Below are 20,759 nucleotides of genomic sequence, written 5' to 3' on the forward strand. Positions count from 1 at the left end.
ACACCCAAACATAAATTAACAATACATTTAATTGAATTGATATATTTGCGCTTTTACAATATAGCACAATTTTTAAAAAATATATTACATGAATTTTGTTGAAGAATTACGTTGGAGAGGTTTGTTACATGATATTATGCCAGGTACAGAAGAAGAATTGGCTAAAGGAATGGCTTCTGGTTATATTGGCTTCGATCCCACCGCAGATTCTCTTCATGTAGGAAGTTTATTACAAATATTTACTTTAATTCGTTTTCAAAAAGCTGGACATAAACCTTTTGCTTTAGTTGGCGGTGCTACTGGTATGGTTGGCGATCCTTCAGGTAAATCTCAAGAAAGAAATCTGTTATCAGAAGATATTTTAGATAAAAATTTAAAGGGAATACAAACTCAGTTAGAGCGTTTTTTAGATTTTAATTGTGGACTTAACAGCGCCGAAATTGTAAATAATTACGATTGGTTTAAAAATTATAGCTTTTTAGATTTTATAAGGGATGCTGGTAAACACATTACTGTAAACTATATGATGTCGAAGGATTCTGTAAAGAAAAGGTTAGAAAGTGAAGTGGGCATGTCTTTTACAGAATTTTCTTATCAATTGATTCAAGGATATGACTTTTATTATTTGTGGAAAAATAAAAATTGTGTGCTACAAATGGGAGGGTCAGACCAGTGGGGAAATATTGTTACCGGAACTGAATTTATTAGGAGAAAAGGTGGTGGACAAGCATTTGCGCTTACATCTCCTTTAATTAAGAAATCTGATGGAACAAAATTCGGAAAATCTGAAGGAGGAAATGTTTGGTTAGATGCTAAGAAAACCAGCCCTTACCAATTTTACCAGTTTTGGCTAAACGCATCTGATGATGATGCTGCAAATTATATCAAGATATTTACTTTTTTTAATCAGCAAGAGATAGAGAATTTAATTGCTGAACATGCTGAAGCTCCACATCAAAGAGCTTTACAAAAAGCTTTAGCTAAGGATATTACACAAAGGGTACATGGTGATGAAGCTTTGGAAACCGCTTTAAAAACCACCGATTTCCTTTTCGGAAATGGATCTTTAGATTTTTTAAAATCTTTGGATGATGAAAGTGTTTTGACTGTTTTTGAAGGAATTACACAGTTCACTATTTTAAAAGCAGAATTTGAAGCTGGTTATGATGCTTTGACATTATTAGCTGATAAAACCTCTATTTTTCCATCAAAAGGAGAATCTAAAAAAATGATCGTTGGGGGAGGAGTTTCAATTAATCGGGATAAAGTTCCAAATCCAGAAAAAATATTTATATCATCAGATTTGATTAACGGAAAGTTTTTAGTGGTTCAAAAAGGGAAGAAGAATTATTTTTTGGTTGTGGTTGTATAGATAAAAGCAGTTTAATTTAGCAGTTCTTTAATTGTATTTTCCAGTTTAAGAATATCTTCAATAGAAGGTAGAGCTTTTGATAATATTTTGTGATTTGAATTAAAAAGTAATGCATTTGGAATAGAGTAAATATTTTTACCTCCCCAAATAATTTCTTTAAGATTATCCTTTAAGTTTTGGTTGCATCTTAAATGATAGCTTTTAAAATCTAATTTTTGAATAGAATTTTCCCAATTAGCACTAGTTTCATCCGAATCAAAAGAAATAAAAATAAGAACGATATTATTTTTATCTAGAAAAGGAAGTAAAGGAATATAACTTTTCTCATTAAAAGCTTTAATACAAGGTGGACACCAAGTAGCCCAAAGGTCAATCAATATTGGTCTTCCTTTAAATTTTTCCAATAATTCATTCAGTGTGTTTATTTTTTGGTAATCGTTTACAAGAATTACATTATCACTAGGCTTTTTATCTGAGATTCGTTTTTCAAATTGCAGTTTTTGCTGAGCTTTTGTTCCAAGATTTAGAGTTAAAAAAACCAGGAATAAAAATAAATATTTCATTTTCAGATTTATATAAAAATTAATCTTAACCTACCATTAAATTACAACCTCTAATATCACTATCATCAAACCTACCTAAAACTTCAAAAGTTCCATCATCATTTAGTTTACCTAAATCTTGAGTTGCAATAAAAGAGCAGGAATTTTCATTTGCTAAGTCAATTACATTAATGCCTCCAGTTTTTTCAGTTTCTAATAATGTTAGAGGATCATTAGTATCTCTAATTAAAACTTTCATCCAAGGTGGGGTTTCAAAAATTCCGTCTCCTTTAGAATAGGCTTGAGAAAGTAATTCTGTCATCCCATATTCCGAGTGTATTTTGCTAATTCCAAATCCTTCACATAAGGTTTGGTGCAATTCTTCCCTGATCATTTCTTTACGCTTACCCTTCATTCCGCCTGTTTCCATTACAACCAATTCAGGGAAATTAATTGGATAGGATTCTATAAAATCTAATAAAGCATAAGTAACCCCAATCAATATTGTTTTTTGTTTATTTTTTTTGAGTTGATTAAGTTTTTGAAACAATTCTTGGTGTTCATAAAGAAAAAAACCACTTTCAACATGATTAGATTTTTTTATTAAATCTTCTACCATATAAATCAAAGAAGAACCTTCTCTTTCTAAATAATTGGGTAGCAAAGCCAATACACAATAATTTGTTATATTCCCGTAATATAAATTAAAACCCTTTAAATAGCTTTTTTCATAAAATTTAACATCTTCTACAAAATGCCGACTTGTTTGAGTTCCGGTTGTTCCTGAACTGGAAAATATAACATCTGCAGAAGATTTATTCTTAATAATTTCATGAGTTTTAAAAAAACTTATAGGTAAAAACGGGATTTTAGAAAAGTGGTCAATGTCTTCTGGTTTAATTCTCAAAGCATCAACAAAATTTTTATAAACCTGAATTGTTTGATATTGTTTCTCAAATATATTTAAACAAAGATGATTGAAATCTGATTTGCTGGTAACGTCAAAAACATCCATTATTCAAATATAGATTAAACTATTTATTTAAAAATAATTTTACAATTAGTTATATAAGATTCAAAATTGATCATAACTGATATATTTTTAAAAATACTTTTGATTTTTAGTTAAAAGTTTAAATAAACCTAGTTTTTGTTATCATGTTAATAAAATAAGCTATTAAAAGTTTAATTTGGTTTCTATTATTGAACTTAAATAAGCATATTAGCGATTGAATTTTTTTGATTTGAACATGAATAAGAATGAGCAAAATCCGCTTGATAACAATGCGGATATAGATATAAATAAAGATCTTAATGATACCTCTGAACACATTGAGGTGAGTGTGGATGAATTAGATGATGCGGATATACAGCATGTAAATAATCCTATTGTAGGTTTAAAACCTATTGTAAAGGAATTTTTAGGTTCTGTAAAAGAAGTTAGGCAAGAAAACAACAAGTTTATTTTTACTGATGGTGCTGCTTCTGTTGAAGTAAGAGTAGTAAGTGATGAAATTATTAGAGTAAGAATGGCACCTCATAGTGTTTTCTTAGATGATTTTTCATATGCTGTTCCCCTTTTAGACCAAAAAGTTGCAGTTTTTAATTTTAAGGATGAAAAAACTTATTATTCTGTTTCAACTAATACAGTAACCTGCCGCATTAACAAGGAGAATTTTTTAATCTCTTTTGTTGATAATGATAATAATATCACCAATGAAGATTATTTGGCAATGCATTGGGAAGAGAATGCAAAATTTGGTGGTTATTATGTTTATTGTACTAAAAAAAGTGATCCAGATGAATCATATTTTGGATTAGGAGATAAACCTACCGATTTAAATTTGAGAGGTAAAAGATTACAAAATTGGAATTCTGATACTTATTCTTTCGCTAAACATCAAGATCCACTTTATAGAAGTATTCCCTTTTTTATATCCTTAAAAGAAGGAAACGCTCATGGTATTTTCTTAGACAATACTTTCAAAACACATTTCGATTTTGCTCAGGAAGATCCTACAAAATTAAGTTTTTGGGCAGATGGAGGGGAATTGCAGTATTATTATATACACGGACCTAAAATGATGGATGTAGTTAAACGCTACAATTCTATTACTGGTACTCATCAATTGCCTCCAATTTGGGCTTTAGGTTATCATCAATGCAGATGGAGTTATTATCCAGAATCTAAAGTGAAAGATTTAGCCTATCAATTTAGGAGTAGAAAAATTCCTTGTGATGCACTTTATTTGGATATTGATTATATGGACGGTTACAGGTGCTTTACGTGGAACAAAAAGTATTTTCCAAATCCTAAAAAAATGATAAAAGAACTATCTGATGATGGTTTTAAGACAGTTGTTATCATTGATCCAGGAATTAAGGTTGATGATAATTACTGGGTTTTTAAAGAAGGAAAAGAAAATAAATATTTCTGTCGCCGTAGCGATGATTATTTTATGGAAGGTCATGTTTGGCCGGGGCGTTGCCAATTTCCAGATTTTACAAATCCAGAAGTTAGAACATGGTGGGGTGGTTTGTTTAAAGAATTGGTAGAAGTAGGAGTTGCAGGAGTTTGGAATGATATGAACGAACCCGCAGTATTTGGGTCGGGAACATTTCCTGATGATGTTCGTCATCAATTCGATGGCCATAGAGGATCACATCGTAAGGCACATAATGTTTACGGTATGCAAATGGTAAGAGCAACTTACGATGGGTTAAAGAAAATTCAAAAAAACAAAAGACCTTTTACCATTACAAGAGCAGGATATTCTGGGGTACAACGTTACAGCTGTGTTTGGACAGGGGATAATGTTGCAAGTTGGGAACATCTAAAAATTGGAAGTTTACAGATGCAAAGACTTTCTATGTCGGGATTGCCATTTGCAGGGACCGACATCGGTGGTTTTAGTGGTGAGCCAACCGGAGAACTTTTTACAAGATGGATACAATTAGGTGTGTTTTCTCCATTTATGAGAGCCCACTCAGCCGGAGATACTGCAGAAAGAGAACCTTGGAGTTTTGGTAAAGAGTTAGAAGATATCAACAGAAAATTTATAGAATTAAGATATAAATTATTGCCATACATATATAGTGCGTTTTGGGAACATCACCGTTATGGATTTCCAATATTACGCCCTATTGTAATGCTAGAGCAAGAAAATGCTGACAACAAATTTAGGGAGGATGAATTTACTTTTGGTGATAAAATATTGGTTTGCCCTATATTAGATGAAGGTGCAACATCACGTAATGTATATATGCCAAAGGGTAATTGGTATGATTACTGGACCCATGAAATGTATGAAGGAGGGCAAGAACATTTAATACAGGCACCTTTAGATTCAATGCCAATTTTTGTAAAAGCAGGTTCTGTAATTCCAGAATATCCGGTAATGCAACATACCAATGAAATTGAAATTGATGAATTAAAGTTTCAAATATATTATTCTGATTGTGAAGTTAATTCTTTTCAATTTGAAGATCATGGCGATACATTTGGTTACGAACAAGATATATATTTAGAAAGAAAGTTTATTGTTAACGGCGATAAAAAATCAATGACCATAAAAAAATCGGTAGAGGGATTATTTAACCCAAGATATGAGACCTATGATTTAAAGTTTATTGGTTTGCCATTTAAGCCATCAAAAATTATAATTGATGGTGTAGATTTTAAAGGTGAAATATTCTTTGATAATCTAAAACGAGTGAGAATAAATGTCTCTAAATACTTTAAATACATTCAAATACTCAAATAATAAAAAGCCCAAATTAATTTGGGCTTTTTATTGATGTTTAATTTTAACGGATGTAAAACCTAAAAATCCAAGTTAATTTGTAAATTGTTCGAATAATCATACTTGATTATCAAAACCAAAATTATAATCCTATTTAATATTCTAGCTCAATGGCCAAGAAAGTGAAAGAAGATACTGTTAAAACAGTAATCGATGATAATTTACCAATAGAAAACAAAAACTTGAAGAAACCTATAAAAAAGGCTTCTGATAAATCAGTTAAAACACCTATAAAGGCATCTACGAAATCTTCAGAAGAATCTTCAGAAAAAAAATTAATCTCAAAAAAAACAATTGTAAAAAAATCACTTTCTAATTTAGAAGAAGCATCAACCACAAATAATAATCACCTTTCGGTTCAGCCATATACTAGATTTACGGAGTTTGATATTTCATTATTTAAATCTGGAAAGCACTTTAAACTATACGAAAAGTTTGGAAGCCATGTTTTAGAAAACAATGGAGTTATAGGGACTTACTTTGCTGTTTGGGCCCCTAACGCACATTTCGTATCGGTAATAGGAAACTTTAATCATTGGGATAAAGGTAGCCACCCACTTTACATCAGGTGGGATGGATCTGGTATTTGGGAAGGTTTTATCCCTAATGTGGGAAATGGAGAGGCTTATAAGTATTTTATCAATTCTACAACAGGTGAGGACCTTGAAAAAGCTGATCCTTATGCATTAAAATCAGAAGAACCACCGCGTACAGCATCTATTGTATGGGATAATTGGTATGAATGGAAAGATACCGAGTGGATGAATAAAAGGCATAAAAATAATGCTTTAAACCAGCCAATGTCTGTTTATGAGGTTCATTTTGGCTCTTGGGCCAGAGGGATGGAATCTCCGGACCAATTTATTTCTTACAAGGATATGGCCTATAAAATAGTGCCTTATGTTAAAGAAATGGGTTTTACTCATGTTGAGTTTATGCCTTTAATGGAACATCCTTTTTATCCAAGTTGGGGATATCAAATTACAGGATATTTTGCAGCAAGCTGTAGATATGGAACTCCTCAAGAATTAATGTATTTAATCGAAGAGTTTCATAAAAATGATATCGGAGTAATCATGGATTGGGTGCCTTCTCACTTTCCTGGAGATGCACATGGTCTTTATCATTTTGATGGTTCTCATTTGTATGAACATGCAGACATGAAGAAAGGATTTCACCCGGATTGGAAATCTTATATATTTAATTATGGACGTAATGAGGTACGCTCATTTTTAATTTCAAATGCAATTTTTTGGTTAGATAGGTTCCATATTGATGGTTTAAGAGTGGATGCGGTTGCTTCTATGCTATATTTGGATTATTCTAGAAAAGAAGGAGAATGGATTCCAAATGAGTTTGGTGGAAGAGAGAATTTAGAAGCCATTTCATTATTGAAGGAATTTAATGAAGCAGTTTATGCTAATTTTCCAGATGTACAAACCATTGCGGAAGAATCTACCTCTTTTCCAGGTGTCAGTCACCCAACTTATACCGGAGGTTTAGGTTTTGGGCAAAAGTGGATGATGGGCTGGATGAATGATACGTTAGACTATTTTTCTGAGGATCCTATCAATAGAAAATACCACCATTCTGAATTGACTTTTAGTACCATTTACGCTTTTACAGAGAATTTTATGTTACCACTTTCACATGATGAAGTAGTACATGGAAAAAAATCTTTGATTTACAAGATGCCTGGTGATGAATGGCAACAATTTGCTAATCTAAGGTTGCTTTATAGTTACATGTGGACACATCCAGGAACAAAGTTGTTATTTATGGGTTGCGAATTTGCACAAACTAAAGAATGGAATCCATCACATTCATTAGATTGGCATTTATTAGAATATGCACCACATCAAGGCATTAAGAGAACGGTTATGGCTCTAAATAAATTATATAAAGAAGAACCAGCACTTTATGAAAGAAGTTTTGATGCCAATGGTTTTGAATGGTTAGTAAACGATGACTGGGAAAATTCTGTAGTTGTCTATGCCCGTAAAGGTTATCATTCAAAAGATGATTTAATAATCGCACTAAATTTAACTCCTGTTCCTCGAACAAATTATAGATTTGGCGTTCCAAAAAACGGAATATATAAAGAAATCTTTAATTCTGATGGTCATGATTTTTGGGGTAGTGGAATTAAGAATCCAGACAAAAAATCTGAAGAAATAGGTAGCCACTGGAAATCGAATTCTATTGAGGTAAATATTCCTCCCTTAGGCATGGTTATTTTTAAAGCGCTTTAGTGTTTAAAGAAGAATTAAGTTTTTCTAAATACTATTTAGAAGAACTTAATTCCTGTATTCTGGATGTAGAATATTCTATAAACGGTCTATCATACTTACTTTTTTTATCAGCATTTTTAACATATTGCTTGTAAAAGCCTAATGCCGTTTTGGTTTTTTTTAGTTTTGCATCATAAATTCTTGCTATAGAATAATTAACGATATTGAGTTTATTATTAAATTCTAAAGCCTTTTTGTAATTATAAATGCTTGATGAAAATTGATTTAATTCCTCTCTATTCTTTCCTAATTCTTGATAATAAATTCCCAAGTTATTAGATATACCTGCTTCTATTGCAGCATTTAAGCTTTCATTACTTTTATCTAAATTTTTTAATCTTCTATAACTTAATCCGATAAAATAAAAAGTGGTTTCATTTGCCGCATCACTCTTGATAATTTGTTCCATCAAACTAATGCATTTTTGGAATTGATTTGTGTAATAATATGATTGGGCAAGCTTATTTTTGGTTTCATTTGAAGAGTCGCCTAAATTCATTAAAGTTTCACCTCTTCTAACTGCTTCATTAAAATTATCTGATGAGTAATTAATAGATAATGAACCTTTTAGAAGCAACATATTTGAGCTATCAGCGGCTAGCGCCATGTTTAATACCGAGTCTGCTTCTTTAAGTTTTATCATATACATTAATCTCCTACTAAAATCATAAGCTACTTCAGGATCCGTGGAGTTAATTCTGCTCGCTTTTTTGAGGTACTCAAATTCCTTATCTTCATTATCCATTTGCTGATAGGCAAAAGCAGTCTGCTTGATAATATAAAAGTTAGCACTGTCTATATTTAGTATCTTTTGGTAATAATTAACCATATGAGGATAGTTTCCTCTTTTGTTCGCAATATTGGCTAAACTGTTTAAAGTAGAGAAACTGAGTGAATCTTTTTGTAATAATTTTAGATAATTATTTTCAGCTTTTAATAAATTTCCGCTCATATAATAAGCATATGCAAGTCTGCTAACCATTTTAGAATCTTCATTACCGTTGGGATAAATAGATTCTATATAATTTGCAAGTTCAGCATATCTCTGAGTTTCTATAAAATCTAATAGTTTAGCATCATCTATTTGAGCCTTTGCAAAAAAACCTATTAGCAAAAAAACAGTCAGGGTTATGCTTCTCATAACACAATTATACCTAAATTTTTAGTTTTAAAAAAGACGTTTAAAAATTTTGAAAAAAAAATAGCCGGATTATTAATCCGGCTATTAAATTTTAAATAAGCGACCAAGTTTATTTAATTTTTTCTGATTTTAAAATATTTAAACTAGAGTTGGGAAACACAACAGCAACTTTATAAGTTTCATTGTTTGATAAATCAATCCAATAAGAGTTTGTATCATCATCTGATGAATAATTAAGTGATCTTGATACAACTTTCAAAATATTGTTAATTGTATAATCACTGTAATTTTTAGCTAAATCTTTTTTAGCTATTTCAGGAAGATCGTTAATTGCTGAAAGTTGTGTTGCAACTAAAAAGTTGTTATCCAAATCATAAATTGCAAATGTTTTTTTACCGTCTAAGTAGAATGTAGCTTTCTGAAATTTTTCATTGAAAGTCCAGCTTACATTTTTTGCGTTATAGAAGGTATAGCCAAATTGTTGTAGTACAGGTGTAGAGATTTTTTCTTTATCATCATCTGTCTTTAAATTTTTAACAGAAGCATTTACTACCATAGTAGCAGAAAGAAAAACAAAAATTGATGATATAAATAACTTTTTCATGATTTCTAATTTTTAAATTGTTAAACAATTAATTACATAACAAAAGTATATATTGTTTATTAATTTAATATTAAATGTGAAATTTTTATGAAAATTTGATATTTAAATCCTTTCTTTTAGATAAATGTTAATTGACTTAGTGTTATTTGTACACTAATTAAAATAATTTTATTGAATTGGTTTTTATATGAACTTTTATAGGATAAACATGATGTGAATTTATTTCATTTTTGTTTCTAAAACGTTTAGAATTTAAAAAAAATGAATACTAAATTGATTCAGAAAGATTAATTATATCATCGTTCTTCAATCTTTTGTTTATAATTTGTTTTATAAATAAATCTCTACTAATTTAGTAGTATAAATTAAATACATTTATTATGTTAAGATTAGGCGATACAGCTCCGAACTTTAAGGCGAAAACCTCAGCGGGAGAGATTGATTTTTATGATTATTTAGGTGACAGTTGGGGAGTTTTATTCTCTCACCCTGCAGATTATACTCCGGTTTGTACTACAGAATTAGGTCGTACAGCTTCACTAAAATCAGAGTTTGATAAAAGAAACGTGAAGGTTATTGCATTGAGCGTAGATTCGGTGGAATCTCATAAGGGTTGGATAAACGATATTAATGAAACCCAAAACACAGAGGTAAATTTCCCGATTATAGCAGATGAAGATAAAACTATCTCTGAAGCTTATGGTATGCTACACCCAAATGCATCTGCAACCCTAACGGTTAGATCATTATTTATAATAGCGCCAGATAAAACGGTTAAATTGATGATTACATATCCAGCATCAACCGGAAGAAATTTCCAAGAGGTTTTAAGAGTAATAGATTCATTGCAATTAACTGCTTATCACAGTGTAGCTACACCTGCAGATTGGAAAGATGGCGAAGATGTTGTAGTTTCCCCGTCAATTAAAACAGAGGATATTGCAGCTAAATTCCCAAAAGGCCATACAGTAATAAAACCTTATTTGAGAACAACGCCTCAACCAAATAAATAATTAATTTGTTTGCTGATAAATTATTATAAATTTGAGTATTAACAAAATAAGAATCAAGCTCATGTTTCTATACAGAATTGATTTTATTTTCAATTTTAATTTTTAAAATCAACAAAATGGAAACAGGTAAAGTAAAATGGTTTAATGCACAAAAAGGATTTGGATTTATTATTTTTCAAGGAAAAGATATTTTTGTCCACTTTAAGGATGTTGAGGGTGGTGTAAATGGAATTAAGGATAATGATGATGTAGAATTTGAAGTATCTGATGGAAAAAAAGGCCCACAAGCTGTAAACGTGAAAAAAGTATAAACGTTTAAAAATTTTTTAAAAAGCTCGTCTCATTAAGTCGAGCTTTTTTTATGCATAAAAAAAGCCGATCTTTTTAAAATCGGCTTTTGACAATATTATTTTTTTAATTAGATATCAAATGAAAAATCATCATCAGATTTAGCAGGCGCACCATCTGGATTAAACTCGTATTTCTTTTCTACCACTTCTTGGTTAGACTTTATATAATCTATAGTTTGAGTTAAACCTTCGGCAAATTTCTCAAAATCTTCTTTGTACAAAAAGATTTTATGTTTAATAAAAACACCATCCTCTAATCTTTTCTTACTTTCTGTGATAGTAATGTAGTAATCGTTTGATCTAGTTGCCTTTACGTCGAAAAAATAAGTTCTTTTTCCTGCTCTAACTTTCTTAGAATAAACTTCTTCTCTTTCCCTGTTATCGTAATCTCCCATTTTAAATAAAATTTGTGGTTTGTTGCAGTAAATAAATAAAGAAAATATTAAAGTTCCAAATAAACTGTAAAGTTTAAGATAATTCTTGTTGTTCCTCTAATAACTGCTTTTCATAAAGCTCAAAATAAACACCTTTTTTATTCATTAATAAATGATGTGTACCATGTTCTACAATCTCACCATTATCTAATACAATTATTTTATCGGCATTTTTTATCGTAGAAACCCTATGAGCAATTAAAATGCTGGTTTTACCTTTCATTACGTTTCCTAAGCTATTTAGAATTTCTTCTTCTGTTTTTGTATCAACTGCAGAAAGGCAGTCATCAAAGATTAAGATTTGAGGAGATTTTATTATTGCCCTAGCTATAGAAACTCTCTGTTTTTGCCCCCCAGATAAGGTGATTCCCCTTTCACCAATAAATGTTTCGAATTTTTTATCAAAAGCAATGATATTTTTATAAACTGCGGCGTCTTTAGCAGCTTTTTCTACCTTTTGCATATCTAATTGGTCTTGGCCAAAGGCGATATTCCTTGCAATGGTATCCGAAAAAAGAAAAACTTCTTGCGGCACAAAACCAGTTTGGCTTCTATAATCTTCTAGATTTAGATACTTTATATTTGTATGATCAATTTTAATCTCTCCCTCATCTACATCGTACATTCTCATTACTAAATTAGCAATGGTAGATTTTCCTGATCCAGTTCTCCCAATTATTGCCAACAATTCCCCTTCTTTGATCTCAAAGGAAACATTTTTTAAAGCTTTGATCCCAGTATCTGGATAAGTGAAGCTAACGTTTTGAAAAGAAATTGCTCCATTAACCTTTAAAGGATTGGGGTTTGGATTGATGATTTCTGGTTTGGTTTTTAAAAATTGATTAATTCGTTTTTGTGATGCGGCAGCTCTTTGTACTAAAGAAGTAACCCATCCTAAAGAAGTTACAGGGAAAGTTAATTGGTTAACATAAACTATAAATTCGGCAATATTTCCACTACTTATTTTCCCATTCATTACTTGTAAACCACCAATATATATGGTTATAATGGTACTTAAGCCCACCATTAAAAGCATAGTTGGAAAAAAGAAAGCTTGAACTTTAACCAAGTCTAGCGATTCTGATTTATAAGCTTCGCTCTCTTTAGCAAATCCGTCTCTGATATTATTTTCCCTAACGTAAGATTTAACTACCCTAATCCCTGAAAATGTTTCTTGAACAAAAGATGATAAAGTACTTAATCTTCTCTGAATTTTTTCGCTTTTATGGTTTATGATGCTGTTAACATAATAAATGGTAATTGCTAAAAGTGGGAGAGGAGCTAAGCAATAAAGCGCCAGTTTTACATTTACGCTAAGCATGGCTATAATAATTAATACAAATAAAACAGATGTATTGATGGTGTACATAATAGCAGGACCAACGTACATCCTAACCCGGCTAACATCTTCCGTAACTCGGTTCATTAAATCACCTGTATTATTACGTCTGTAAAATGCTAAAGAAAGTTTTTGATATTGATTATAGATTTCATTTTTTAAATCAAACTCTATATGCCTGCTGGTTAGGATAATGGTTTGACGCATAAAAAACAAGAACAATCCTCTTATTAAAGCAATTACTATAACTAATCCTCCAAATAATAATAAGCTAGATCCAAAAATATCTAAGATTAAAGATTGCTTATCAAACCCATTAAATAAACGATAAAGCGCAATATTTTCATTCACTAGGTCAAAAGCAATACGGATGATTTGTGCTGGTAAAACAGCAAAAAAATTAGAAATTATTACAAAGAGAACTCCAGGTAAAAGTTGCCATTTATATTTAAAGAAAAATTTATTTAGGTATGCAAGTTCTTTCATATTTATTGATTTACAAAAATAGTAAGATAATTGTTTGTGAGGTCTAATAATTAAATAAAATCTAAATAGATACCTTTTAAACGGAATTATTTTCTGACACCGATAAAAAAATCTACTTTTGCAGAATTAATAGCATTAATATTTGCTGTAATATGTCCTCAATTCAATTAGAAGAAAACTCCATTTTTAATCAGCTGAGCGCTTGCGGTCATCAAAAAGTTGTTTTTTGCAATGATGATGATACAGGTCTCAAAGCAATCATTGCTATTCACGATACTACTTTAGGGCCTGCCATTGGTGGAACCAGGATGTGGTCTTATGCTACAGAACAAGATGCTTTAAGTGATGTGCTAAGATTATCCCAGGCAATGACTTACAAGGCCGCAATAACAGGTTTAAACCTTGGCGGTGGTAAAGCTGTAATAATTGGAGATAGTAGAACTGATAAAACAGAAGCTTTAATGCGAAGGTTTGGTAGGTTTATAGAAAACTTAAACGGAACTTTCATCACTGCAGAAGAAGTAGGAACAGGTATAAAGGATATGGAATATATCCGTATGGAAACCAAACATGTTACCGGAATTCCAGAAAGTATTGGAGGAGCTGGAAATCCATCTCCGATAACTGCAAAAGGTGTATACATGGGCATAAAAGCTAGCGTAAAAGAACTTTTTGGTACTGATAGTTTGGCTGGAAGAACAATTGCAGTACAAGGAACAGGACATGTAGGAGAAAATCTAGTCGCTTTGTTAAGAGCAGAAAATGCCAAGGTTTATGTAAGTGACATTAATGAGGAGAGGTTAGCTAAAGTTGCTAAAAAATACGGAGCTGAGGTAATTAACAATAATAATCTTTTTGATTTGAATTTTGATATATACGCTCCCTGTGCTCTTGGCGCAACTGTAAATGCCGAAACTATCAGTAAAATGAAATGTGGTATTATTGCTGGCTCGGCAAATAACCAATTGGCAGATGAAAAAACAGATGGTCAACTATTGTTGGATAAAGGAATATTATATGCTCCAGATTATTTAATTAATGCTGGCGGATTAATTAACTGCTACTCTGAAATTGCTGGCTACAATAAAAAAAGAACCATGCAACTAGCAGAAAATATTTACGAAGCCACAAGAGAAGTATTGAAGAAATCGAAATTAGAAAATATCCCTACTAATTTAGCCGCAAATAAAATTGCCGAAAAGCGAATTCAAGATATCAAAAAAATAAAATCATCATATTAATTATAATTTATATCGGTTGAAAAACCAAATCGTTCTTTAAAAATGTTAAACAGAAGGCACCTAAGGGTAAAGGTAATGCAAACTTTATATGCATTTCAACAATCAGAAGTAAAGGATATTAAGCTTCAGGAAAAAAATCTTTTAACTAGTGTAGACAAGGTTTTTGAAATGTATATCAGTTTATTAGCTCTAATTGTTGATATTATAAATTATGCTGAAATAGATTCTATTGATAGAGCTAATAAGCACTTGCCATCTGAAGATGACTTAAATGCCAACTTAAAGGTTTTAAACAATTTATTTGTTAAGATTCTATTAAATAATAATGAGTATCTAACTTCAGTTAAAAAGTATAGAACTTCGTGGGATTTTGATCCTGAGCTTGCCAGATCATTATTTGCTTTATTAAGAGCTTCTGAAGAGTATAAAGCATATATCCAAAATCCTGAACACGACCTCCATACAGACAAAGATTTAATAAAGTTTATCTTTAAAAAAGTAATCTTAAAATCTCCTTTGGCACAACAAGCCTTGGAAGAAAAACATTTGAATTGGCAGGTAGATCAGGATGTTTTGCAAGCGATGATTGCTAAAACTTTGAAGAATTTTGATTCTGAAACGGGTAAAAATAAATTAGCTAGTGTAAGTGCAAGTTGGTCAGAAGATAAAGAATATATTATTGATCTTTATCAAAAAACAATTGCTAATGATGCCTCCTTTCAAGAGATGATTAGTAATAAAACAAAAAATTGGGATGCTGATCGTATTGCTTTGGTTGATGTAATCTTGATGAAAATGGCTTTAGCAGAATTTGTCTTTTTCACAAGCATTCCTTTAAAGGTTACCATTAATGAATATCTGGAAATAGCAAAAGAATTTAGCACACCAAAAAGTAATTCGTTTATTAACGGTATTTTAGATAAAATTTTAGATGATTTAAAAAGCCAGGGGAAAATTAAAAAATACGGAAGAGGGTTATTATAATATGAAAAAATTAGTTTTTAGTTTATTAACAATTGTTGTTTTAGCTTCATGTAATAATAGCAAATCAACACAAAATGCAACGTCAGATAGTTTAGGTAATTCCCAAACTTCTTCAGTTGACAGTTTAAGTGCACCAAAATTTAAATTTGAGAAAGAAGTTTATGATTTTGGAAAAATAACAGAGGGAGAAAAAGTTTCTTTTGATTATGAGTTTACTAATGTTGGGAAAACTCCTTTAATAATTAAGGAAGCTGTTGCAACATGTGGATGCACAGTGCCAGAACCACCAAAAGATCCGATTGCACCAGGTGCTAGAAGTAGAATAAAAGTGGTATTTAGTAGTGCAGGTAAAGAGGGTTTACAAGATAAGGTAGTAACCATTACAGCAAATACTATCCCAGCACAAACACAAGTACATTTAATAGGAGAAGTAACCAAAAAATAATAAATATATAGACATGTTGAATTTTATTTTATTACAATTACCAAGCAATATCATGAGTTTTTTACCAATGATATTAATTGTTGTGGTGTTTTATTTTTTTATGATAAGACCTCAAATGAAAAAAGCAAAAGATCATAAAAAGTTTGTTGCAGACCTTAAAAAGGGAGATAAGATAATTACTACCGCAGGCATACATGGTAAAATAGCTGATATGAACGAAACTACGTTTTTAATAGAAACTGAAGGTGGTGGTAAAATCAGATTTGACAGATCTGCTGTTTCTTTAGATGCTTCTAAAGCATTAAATGCTTAATATTTTTTATTTAGAAATTAATGCCGTTTCTTTGAAAGAGGCGGCATTTTTTATTTAACAAAATTCTAAAATCATTTAATATATGGCACTTTTATTTTACTGCACCATATAATTAATACCTTTAATTATTTATAAATAATGGCAATTATTAAATTATCGGCTGTAGAACGTAGAAAATTAAGCATTTTTTTGACCTGCTTAATTTTAGCTGTTTTGGCCTGGTTATTTTTTTCTTTGTCAAATAATTATGAGTATGATGTAAAAACGGCAGTAGCTTTTAAAAACCCACCATTAAATAAAGCTTTTAATCCGCTACAATCAGATACAGTAACATTAAAAGTACAAGGTACGGGTTGGCAATTATTATTTACTAAAATGAGGATTTATCCCAAAGAAGTGAAAGTAAGTTTGGCAGCGCTGCAAGTAAGGGATTTTGTAACATTTTCAAATCAGTTAAAAAAAATTAATGAAGATTATTCCACACAACAAAAAATCATCAATGTACTGCCCGATACACTATATTTTGATTTTACAACAAGAAAAGTTAAAAAAGTGCCAATTAAATTATTAACCAAACTTACATTTATAAAGCAATTTGGTCAATCAAATGATATCATTCTTGATCCATCTGAGGTTACCATTACCGGACCCCAAAGCGAGTTAGACAAAATAAGTTTTTGGCCTACGGATACTTTAATTAAAAAGAATGTTAATGCTGATGTTATTAGCAATGTTAATTTAAGTCAATCCAAAGAGCCAAATATTTCAGTTTTCCCTTCTCAAGCCCAAGTAAAACTACCTGTTGAAGAATTTACAGAAAAGTCTTTAAATATTACTGTTAAGGTAGTTAACAACAAAGAATATTACAATGTTAAGTTGATACCAGAAAAGGTAAAGGTGATATTTATGGTTCCATTATCTTTATATGGAACTATTAACGAAGATGATTTTGAAGCTACTGTAAATTTTAATCTATGGAAAACTGATAAAATGAACAAATTACCAGTTGTTATAAATAAACGAAAAGCTTATTTAAGGTTTAGAAGGGTAGAGCCTAATCAATTAGATTTTTTTATTAAAAAATAATGTTTAGAGTAGGCATAACTGGGGGAATTGGTAGCGGGAAAACAACTGTTTGCAAAATCTTTGAAATATTAGGAATTCCTGTTTTTTATGCAGATGATGTTGCCAAACTGATTATGATTACTAATTCAAATTTAATAGAGGCTATCAAAGAAAATTTTGGTAAGGATTCTTACTCGCCGAAAGGTGAAATAAATAGAAAATATATTGCGAATCAGGTTTTTAACGATCCAAAAAAACTTGAGAAATTAAATAATCTGGTACATCCTCAAGTTTTTAAAGAAATGGATTTATGGAGCAGTAATCAGAAATCGCCTTATGTTTTAAAGGAAGCGGCGTTGCTTTTTGAAAGTAAATCTTACCTACAAAACAACGCCAATGTTCTTATAACCTCACCATTCGATTTACGTTTTTTAAGGTTAATAAAAAGGGATAATACTACAAAAGAAAAAATACAGGAAAGGATGGATACCCAATTATCCGAGACTGAAAAACAAAAACTAGCCAATTATACGGTCAATAATAATGAACTCGACTTTTTGATTCCACAAATATTAAATCTCCATCAAATATTTTTACAAAAATCTAAACAATATAATTATTAATGGAAGAAGATTTCTTAGTTAAAACTCCATCAGGTTTATATTGTAAATACGGTAATTTTTATATTGATGCCATTCTTCCTGTAGAAAATGTTCTGATCACACACGCTCATGGAGATCATGCTAGGCCACATAACCAAAATATTTATTGTACAACTCCTACTAAAAATATAATGGAGTTGAGGTTTAAGAAAAATGCCGGTAAAATTTTTAATGAGATTAAATATCATCAAGAATTTAAAATGGGGGAGGTGTTGATTTCATTTTTACCAGCTGGGCATATTTTGGGGTCTGCAATGATAAAGATGACTTTTAATAGCTCAATTTACCTCTTCACTGGCGATTATAAATTACAGGAAGATGCCACTTGCGAATCTATAGAATTTTGCAAAGCAGATGTTTTGATTACTGAAACTACTTTTGCCAATCCAGATACTAAACATCCAAATCCATCTGATGAAATTGAAAAACTAAATAAAATTGAGTCGAATATTTTATTAGGAGTTTACGGTTTAGGAAAAGCACAACGCATTACACAACTCATCAATAAAATTTGCCCTCAAAAAAATATACAATTACATTATTCTATTTATCCAATTCATCAGCTTTATGAAAATAAAGGATATCACTTGGGTAATTATCAGCATTATGATCGTAAGTTGATGAAAACAAGTAAAACAAATCAGGTTTATTTAGTTCCACCACTAACTTTTAACGCCTATCATAAAGCTATTGGAGTTGTTAAAATATTTGCCTCAGGCTGGGATAATCTGCAAAAAGGTAACGATGAAAAATTATATATATCAGATCATGTTGATTGGGATGATATTATTGAAACCATTAAAAAAGTATCACCAAAAAAAGTTTGGACCATACATGGAGATGGTAAACATTTAAAAAGTTATTTTAGCAATAATTTGGAAGTGAAAATTCTATAAATGTTAATAGAAAAAATTGATTATTATATTAACGAAGACGGAAACTACGTATTTACAGAAAAATATCATTTAGATAGAGGTTATTGCTGTAAAAATGAGTGCAAACATTGTCCTTGGAAATTTAAAAGGAATAGAAAAACGGATCAAAACCGTAAATAAATATTATTATGGATATAGAAAACGAGATTCAGAATACAAAATTTATAAATAATTATCAGAAAGCGACGATCAACATACTTTATACTTATAATTGGGTTAATGCACAACTAAAGCAGGAGCTGGACAAGCATAAAATCACTAATCAGCAGTTTAATATTTTGAGGATTTTAAGAGGGCAGTATCCAAACCCTTGTACCGTTAATATCTTAAAAGAGAGAATGTTAGATAAAATGTCTGATGCTTCTAGAATTGTTGATAGATTGGTGCAAAAAGAATTGGTAACACGTTGTACAAATAAAAAAGATAGACGGGCTGTTGATATTCTGATAAATGATAAAGGCTTAGGATTATTAGAAAATATTCATTTAGAACCTGCCATAACAGAAATTCTATCAAAAAATATCTCTGAACAAGATTGTTTAATGTTGAGTAATTTGCTCGATAAATTTAGAGGATAATGTTAGACAAATTAAAACAGATAACCACTTTTGTATTTGATGTTGATGGTGTTTTAACCAATGGTAAAATCCTCATTACAGAAAATGGAGACCAATTAAGACAATACAACATTAAAGATGGATATGCAATACAATTAGCCATGAATAAGGGTTATGAAGTTTGCATTATAACAGGAGCAAAATCTAATTCTGTTGAATTAAGAATGCAAGGCTTAGGGATAAAACACATTTATTTAGGAGCATCATATAAATTGCCGCTATTTGAGGACTTCTTAAACAAGACAAGTTTAAAAAGGGAAGAAATTGTTTATGTGGGCGATGATTTACCCGATAAAGAAATTATGGAACAAGTCGCAATATCCGTTTGCCCAGCAGATGGAGTTGAGGAAATAAAAAGTTGTTGTAATTATATATCTCCATTTAGTGGCGGAGAAGGAGTTGTTAGGGATATTATAGAAAAAGTTTTAAAAGTTAAGGGCGATTGGTTTATAGAAAAACCAAATGCTGATGATGGAAGTGTAACAAAAAATTAGGGCTAAGTTTGAAGATAATCTATGATAGATTTATCAAACTTAGCCCTTAAATTAAAAATTAGATTTAATATTTAAATGCTTCTGAAAGCGTTTTTATTCTAATTAAATCACTTTGAATTCCATTTCTTTGTTTTTCTAACAAAGAATAATGATCTGCATGGTCTTCATAATCATTCAATACAGTATCGTATTTTTCTAAAGCAGCTTCTTCTCCAGTTTCAATAGCTTCTAAAATTGCAGCATCTTCGTTTGAAGAAAATACTTCTTTAATAGATAACCATGATCTGTGTAATGCACCTAAAACGCCACCTTCATCATTATCTGATGAGCCACCGTGTTGTAAAAGATGAGCTTTTAATTCTTCTGCATAAGCAGCTCTTTCGTTTGATAATTCTAAAAAGGTAGCCTTTAATTCATCAGATTTTACGTGACTTATGGCATCTTTAAAGCCTTCTTTTCCATCGTTTAAGATGTTGATTAATCCTTTAAGATCACTAATAATTTCATTTTGGTCTTTCATGATATTTGGTATTTTATGTTTTTAATTTTATCTCCATTTTAGAGATTTTACTATATAAAACATTTTATATGCCAAAGAAAGATATTTGTTAAACTAAAATTTATATTT

22 protein-coding genes are annotated in these 20,759 nt (G+C 30.6%); 15 read left to right on the forward strand and 7 right to left on the reverse strand.

Going from position 1 to position 20,759, the window contains the following annotated elements; all coding sequences use genetic code 11:
* Positions 1-88 precede the first annotated feature (88 nt).
* A complete protein-coding gene (gene tyrS, locus A5893_RS03895) occupies positions 89-1,372 on the forward strand; it encodes a tyrosine--tRNA ligase (protein ID WP_068821219.1) in 1,284 nt (427 codons plus the stop codon).
* Between the two features lie 11 nt (positions 1,373-1,383).
* Here tyrS and A5893_RS03900 read toward each other — a convergent pair whose 3' ends face one another.
* Together A5893_RS03900 and A5893_RS03905 are read right to left on the reverse strand one after the other, a co-directional pair.
* A complete protein-coding gene (locus tag A5893_RS03900) occupies positions 1,384-1,935 on the reverse strand; it encodes a TlpA family protein disulfide reductase (protein ID WP_068821220.1) in 552 nt (183 codons plus the stop codon).
* 25 nt (positions 1,936-1,960) lie between these two features.
* Positions 1,961-2,929: a LuxE/PaaK family acyltransferase gene (locus tag A5893_RS03905; RefSeq protein WP_068821221.1), complete on the reverse strand. Its 969-nt coding sequence runs from the start codon at positions 2,927-2,929 to the stop codon at positions 1,961-1,963.
* Between the two features lie 235 nt (positions 2,930-3,164).
* Here A5893_RS03905 and A5893_RS03910 point away from each other — a divergent pair, with 235 nt between their 5' ends.
* Together A5893_RS03910 and glgB are read left to right on the forward strand one after the other, a co-directional pair.
* Positions 3,165-5,678 carry a glycoside hydrolase family 31 protein gene (locus A5893_RS03910; protein ID WP_082911307.1) on the forward strand — a complete coding sequence of 838 codons (2,514 nt, stop codon included), beginning with the start codon at positions 3,165-3,167 and terminating at the stop codon, positions 5,676-5,678.
* A 149-nt stretch (positions 5,679-5,827) separates the two neighbouring features.
* Positions 5,828-7,969, forward strand: coding sequence for a 1,4-alpha-glucan branching protein GlgB (gene glgB, locus A5893_RS03915; RefSeq protein WP_082911308.1), 2,142 nt, complete (start codon positions 5,828-5,830; stop codon positions 7,967-7,969).
* A 31-nt stretch (positions 7,970-8,000) separates the two neighbouring features.
* On the opposite strand, the gene A5893_RS03920 is transcribed toward glgB, so the two are convergent.
* Positions 8,001-9,149, reverse strand: coding sequence for a tetratricopeptide repeat protein (locus A5893_RS03920; RefSeq protein ID WP_068821222.1), 1,149 nt, complete (start codon positions 9,147-9,149; stop codon positions 8,001-8,003).
* A 109-nt stretch (positions 9,150-9,258) separates the two neighbouring features.
* Positions 9,259-9,753: a hypothetical protein gene (locus A5893_RS03925; RefSeq protein WP_068821223.1), complete on the reverse strand. Its 495-nt coding sequence runs from the start codon at positions 9,751-9,753 to the stop codon at positions 9,259-9,261.
* Positions 9,754-10,130: 377 nt separating this feature from the next.
* Between A5893_RS03925 and A5893_RS03930 the strand changes: the two genes are divergently transcribed.
* A complete protein-coding gene (locus A5893_RS03930) occupies positions 10,131-10,766 on the forward strand; it encodes a peroxiredoxin (protein ID WP_068821224.1) in 636 nt (211 codons plus the stop codon).
* Positions 10,767-10,882: 116 nt separating this feature from the next.
* The gene (locus A5893_RS03935) at positions 10,883-11,077 is read left to right on the forward strand and encodes a cold-shock protein (protein ID WP_068821225.1); all 195 of its coding nucleotides are present in this window, start codon (positions 10,883-10,885) and stop codon (positions 11,075-11,077) included.
* A 107-nt stretch (positions 11,078-11,184) separates the two neighbouring features.
* On the opposite strand, the gene A5893_RS03940 is transcribed toward A5893_RS03935, so the two are convergent.
* Both A5893_RS03940 and A5893_RS03945 read right to left on the reverse strand, forming a co-directional pair.
* Positions 11,185-11,511, reverse strand: coding sequence for a DUF3276 family protein (locus A5893_RS03940; RefSeq protein WP_068821226.1), 327 nt, complete (start codon positions 11,509-11,511; stop codon positions 11,185-11,187).
* 73 nt (positions 11,512-11,584) lie between these two features.
* Positions 11,585-13,375 carry an ABC transporter ATP-binding protein gene (locus A5893_RS03945; RefSeq protein ID WP_068821227.1) on the reverse strand — a complete coding sequence of 597 codons (1,791 nt, stop codon included), beginning with the start codon at positions 13,373-13,375 and terminating at the stop codon, positions 11,585-11,587.
* Between the two features lie 152 nt (positions 13,376-13,527).
* On the opposite strand from A5893_RS03945, the gene A5893_RS03950 reads away from it, so the two are divergent.
* From A5893_RS03950 to A5893_RS03990, 10 genes are all read left to right on the forward strand, one after another.
* A complete protein-coding gene (locus A5893_RS03950) occupies positions 13,528-14,616 on the forward strand; it encodes a Glu/Leu/Phe/Val family dehydrogenase (protein WP_068821228.1) in 1,089 nt (362 codons plus the stop codon).
* Between the two features lie 42 nt (positions 14,617-14,658).
* Complete coding sequence (gene nusB / locus A5893_RS03955; RefSeq protein WP_068821229.1) at positions 14,659-15,600, forward strand: transcription antitermination factor NusB; 942 nt, start codon at positions 14,659-14,661, stop codon at positions 15,598-15,600.
* A gap of 1 nt (position 15,601) precedes the next feature.
* The gene (locus A5893_RS03960) at positions 15,602-16,045 is read left to right on the forward strand and encodes a DUF1573 domain-containing protein (RefSeq protein ID WP_068821230.1); all 444 of its coding nucleotides are present in this window, start codon (positions 15,602-15,604) and stop codon (positions 16,043-16,045) included.
* Positions 16,046-16,058: 13 nt separating this feature from the next.
* Positions 16,059-16,358: a preprotein translocase subunit YajC gene (gene yajC / locus A5893_RS03965; protein WP_068821231.1), complete on the forward strand. Its 300-nt coding sequence runs from the start codon at positions 16,059-16,061 to the stop codon at positions 16,356-16,358.
* Positions 16,359-16,496: 138 nt separating this feature from the next.
* Positions 16,497-17,444 (forward strand): CdaR family protein, encoded by a 948-nt coding sequence (locus A5893_RS03970; RefSeq protein ID WP_068821232.1) that lies wholly within the window; start codon positions 16,497-16,499, stop codon positions 17,442-17,444.
* The gene (coaE, locus tag A5893_RS03975) at positions 17,444-18,046 is read left to right on the forward strand and encodes a dephospho-CoA kinase (protein WP_068821233.1); all 603 of its coding nucleotides are present in this window, start codon (positions 17,444-17,446) and stop codon (positions 18,044-18,046) included. Before A5893_RS03970 ends, coaE begins: the two co-directional genes overlap by 1 nt.
* Positions 18,046-18,981: an MBL fold metallo-hydrolase gene (locus A5893_RS03980; protein WP_068821234.1), complete on the forward strand. Its 936-nt coding sequence runs from the start codon at positions 18,046-18,048 to the stop codon at positions 18,979-18,981. Before coaE ends, A5893_RS03980 begins: the two co-directional genes overlap by 1 nt.
* Positions 18,982-19,140, forward strand: coding sequence for a DUF5522 domain-containing protein (locus A5893_RS17805; protein ID WP_198342252.1), 159 nt, complete (start codon positions 18,982-18,984; stop codon positions 19,138-19,140).
* Positions 19,141-19,148: 8 nt separating this feature from the next.
* A complete protein-coding gene (locus tag A5893_RS03985) occupies positions 19,149-19,598 on the forward strand; it encodes a MarR family winged helix-turn-helix transcriptional regulator (protein WP_068821235.1) in 450 nt (149 codons plus the stop codon).
* A complete protein-coding gene (locus tag A5893_RS03990; RefSeq protein WP_068821236.1) occupies positions 19,598-20,131 on the forward strand; it encodes a KdsC family phosphatase in 534 nt (177 codons plus the stop codon). Before A5893_RS03985 ends, A5893_RS03990 begins: the two co-directional genes overlap by 1 nt.
* Before the next feature lie 64 nt (positions 20,132-20,195).
* Here the strand turns inward: A5893_RS03990 and A5893_RS03995 are convergent, their stop codons facing one another.
* Positions 20,196-20,651: a ferritin-like domain-containing protein gene (locus A5893_RS03995; RefSeq protein WP_068821237.1), complete on the reverse strand. Its 456-nt coding sequence runs from the start codon at positions 20,649-20,651 to the stop codon at positions 20,196-20,198.
* Positions 20,652-20,759 lie beyond the last annotated feature (108 nt).

The sequence above is a fragment of the Pedobacter psychrophilus genome (genome assembly GCF_001652725.1).
Taxonomy (GTDB): Bacteria; Bacteroidota; Bacteroidia; order Sphingobacteriales; family Sphingobacteriaceae; genus Pseudopedobacter; species Pseudopedobacter psychrophilus.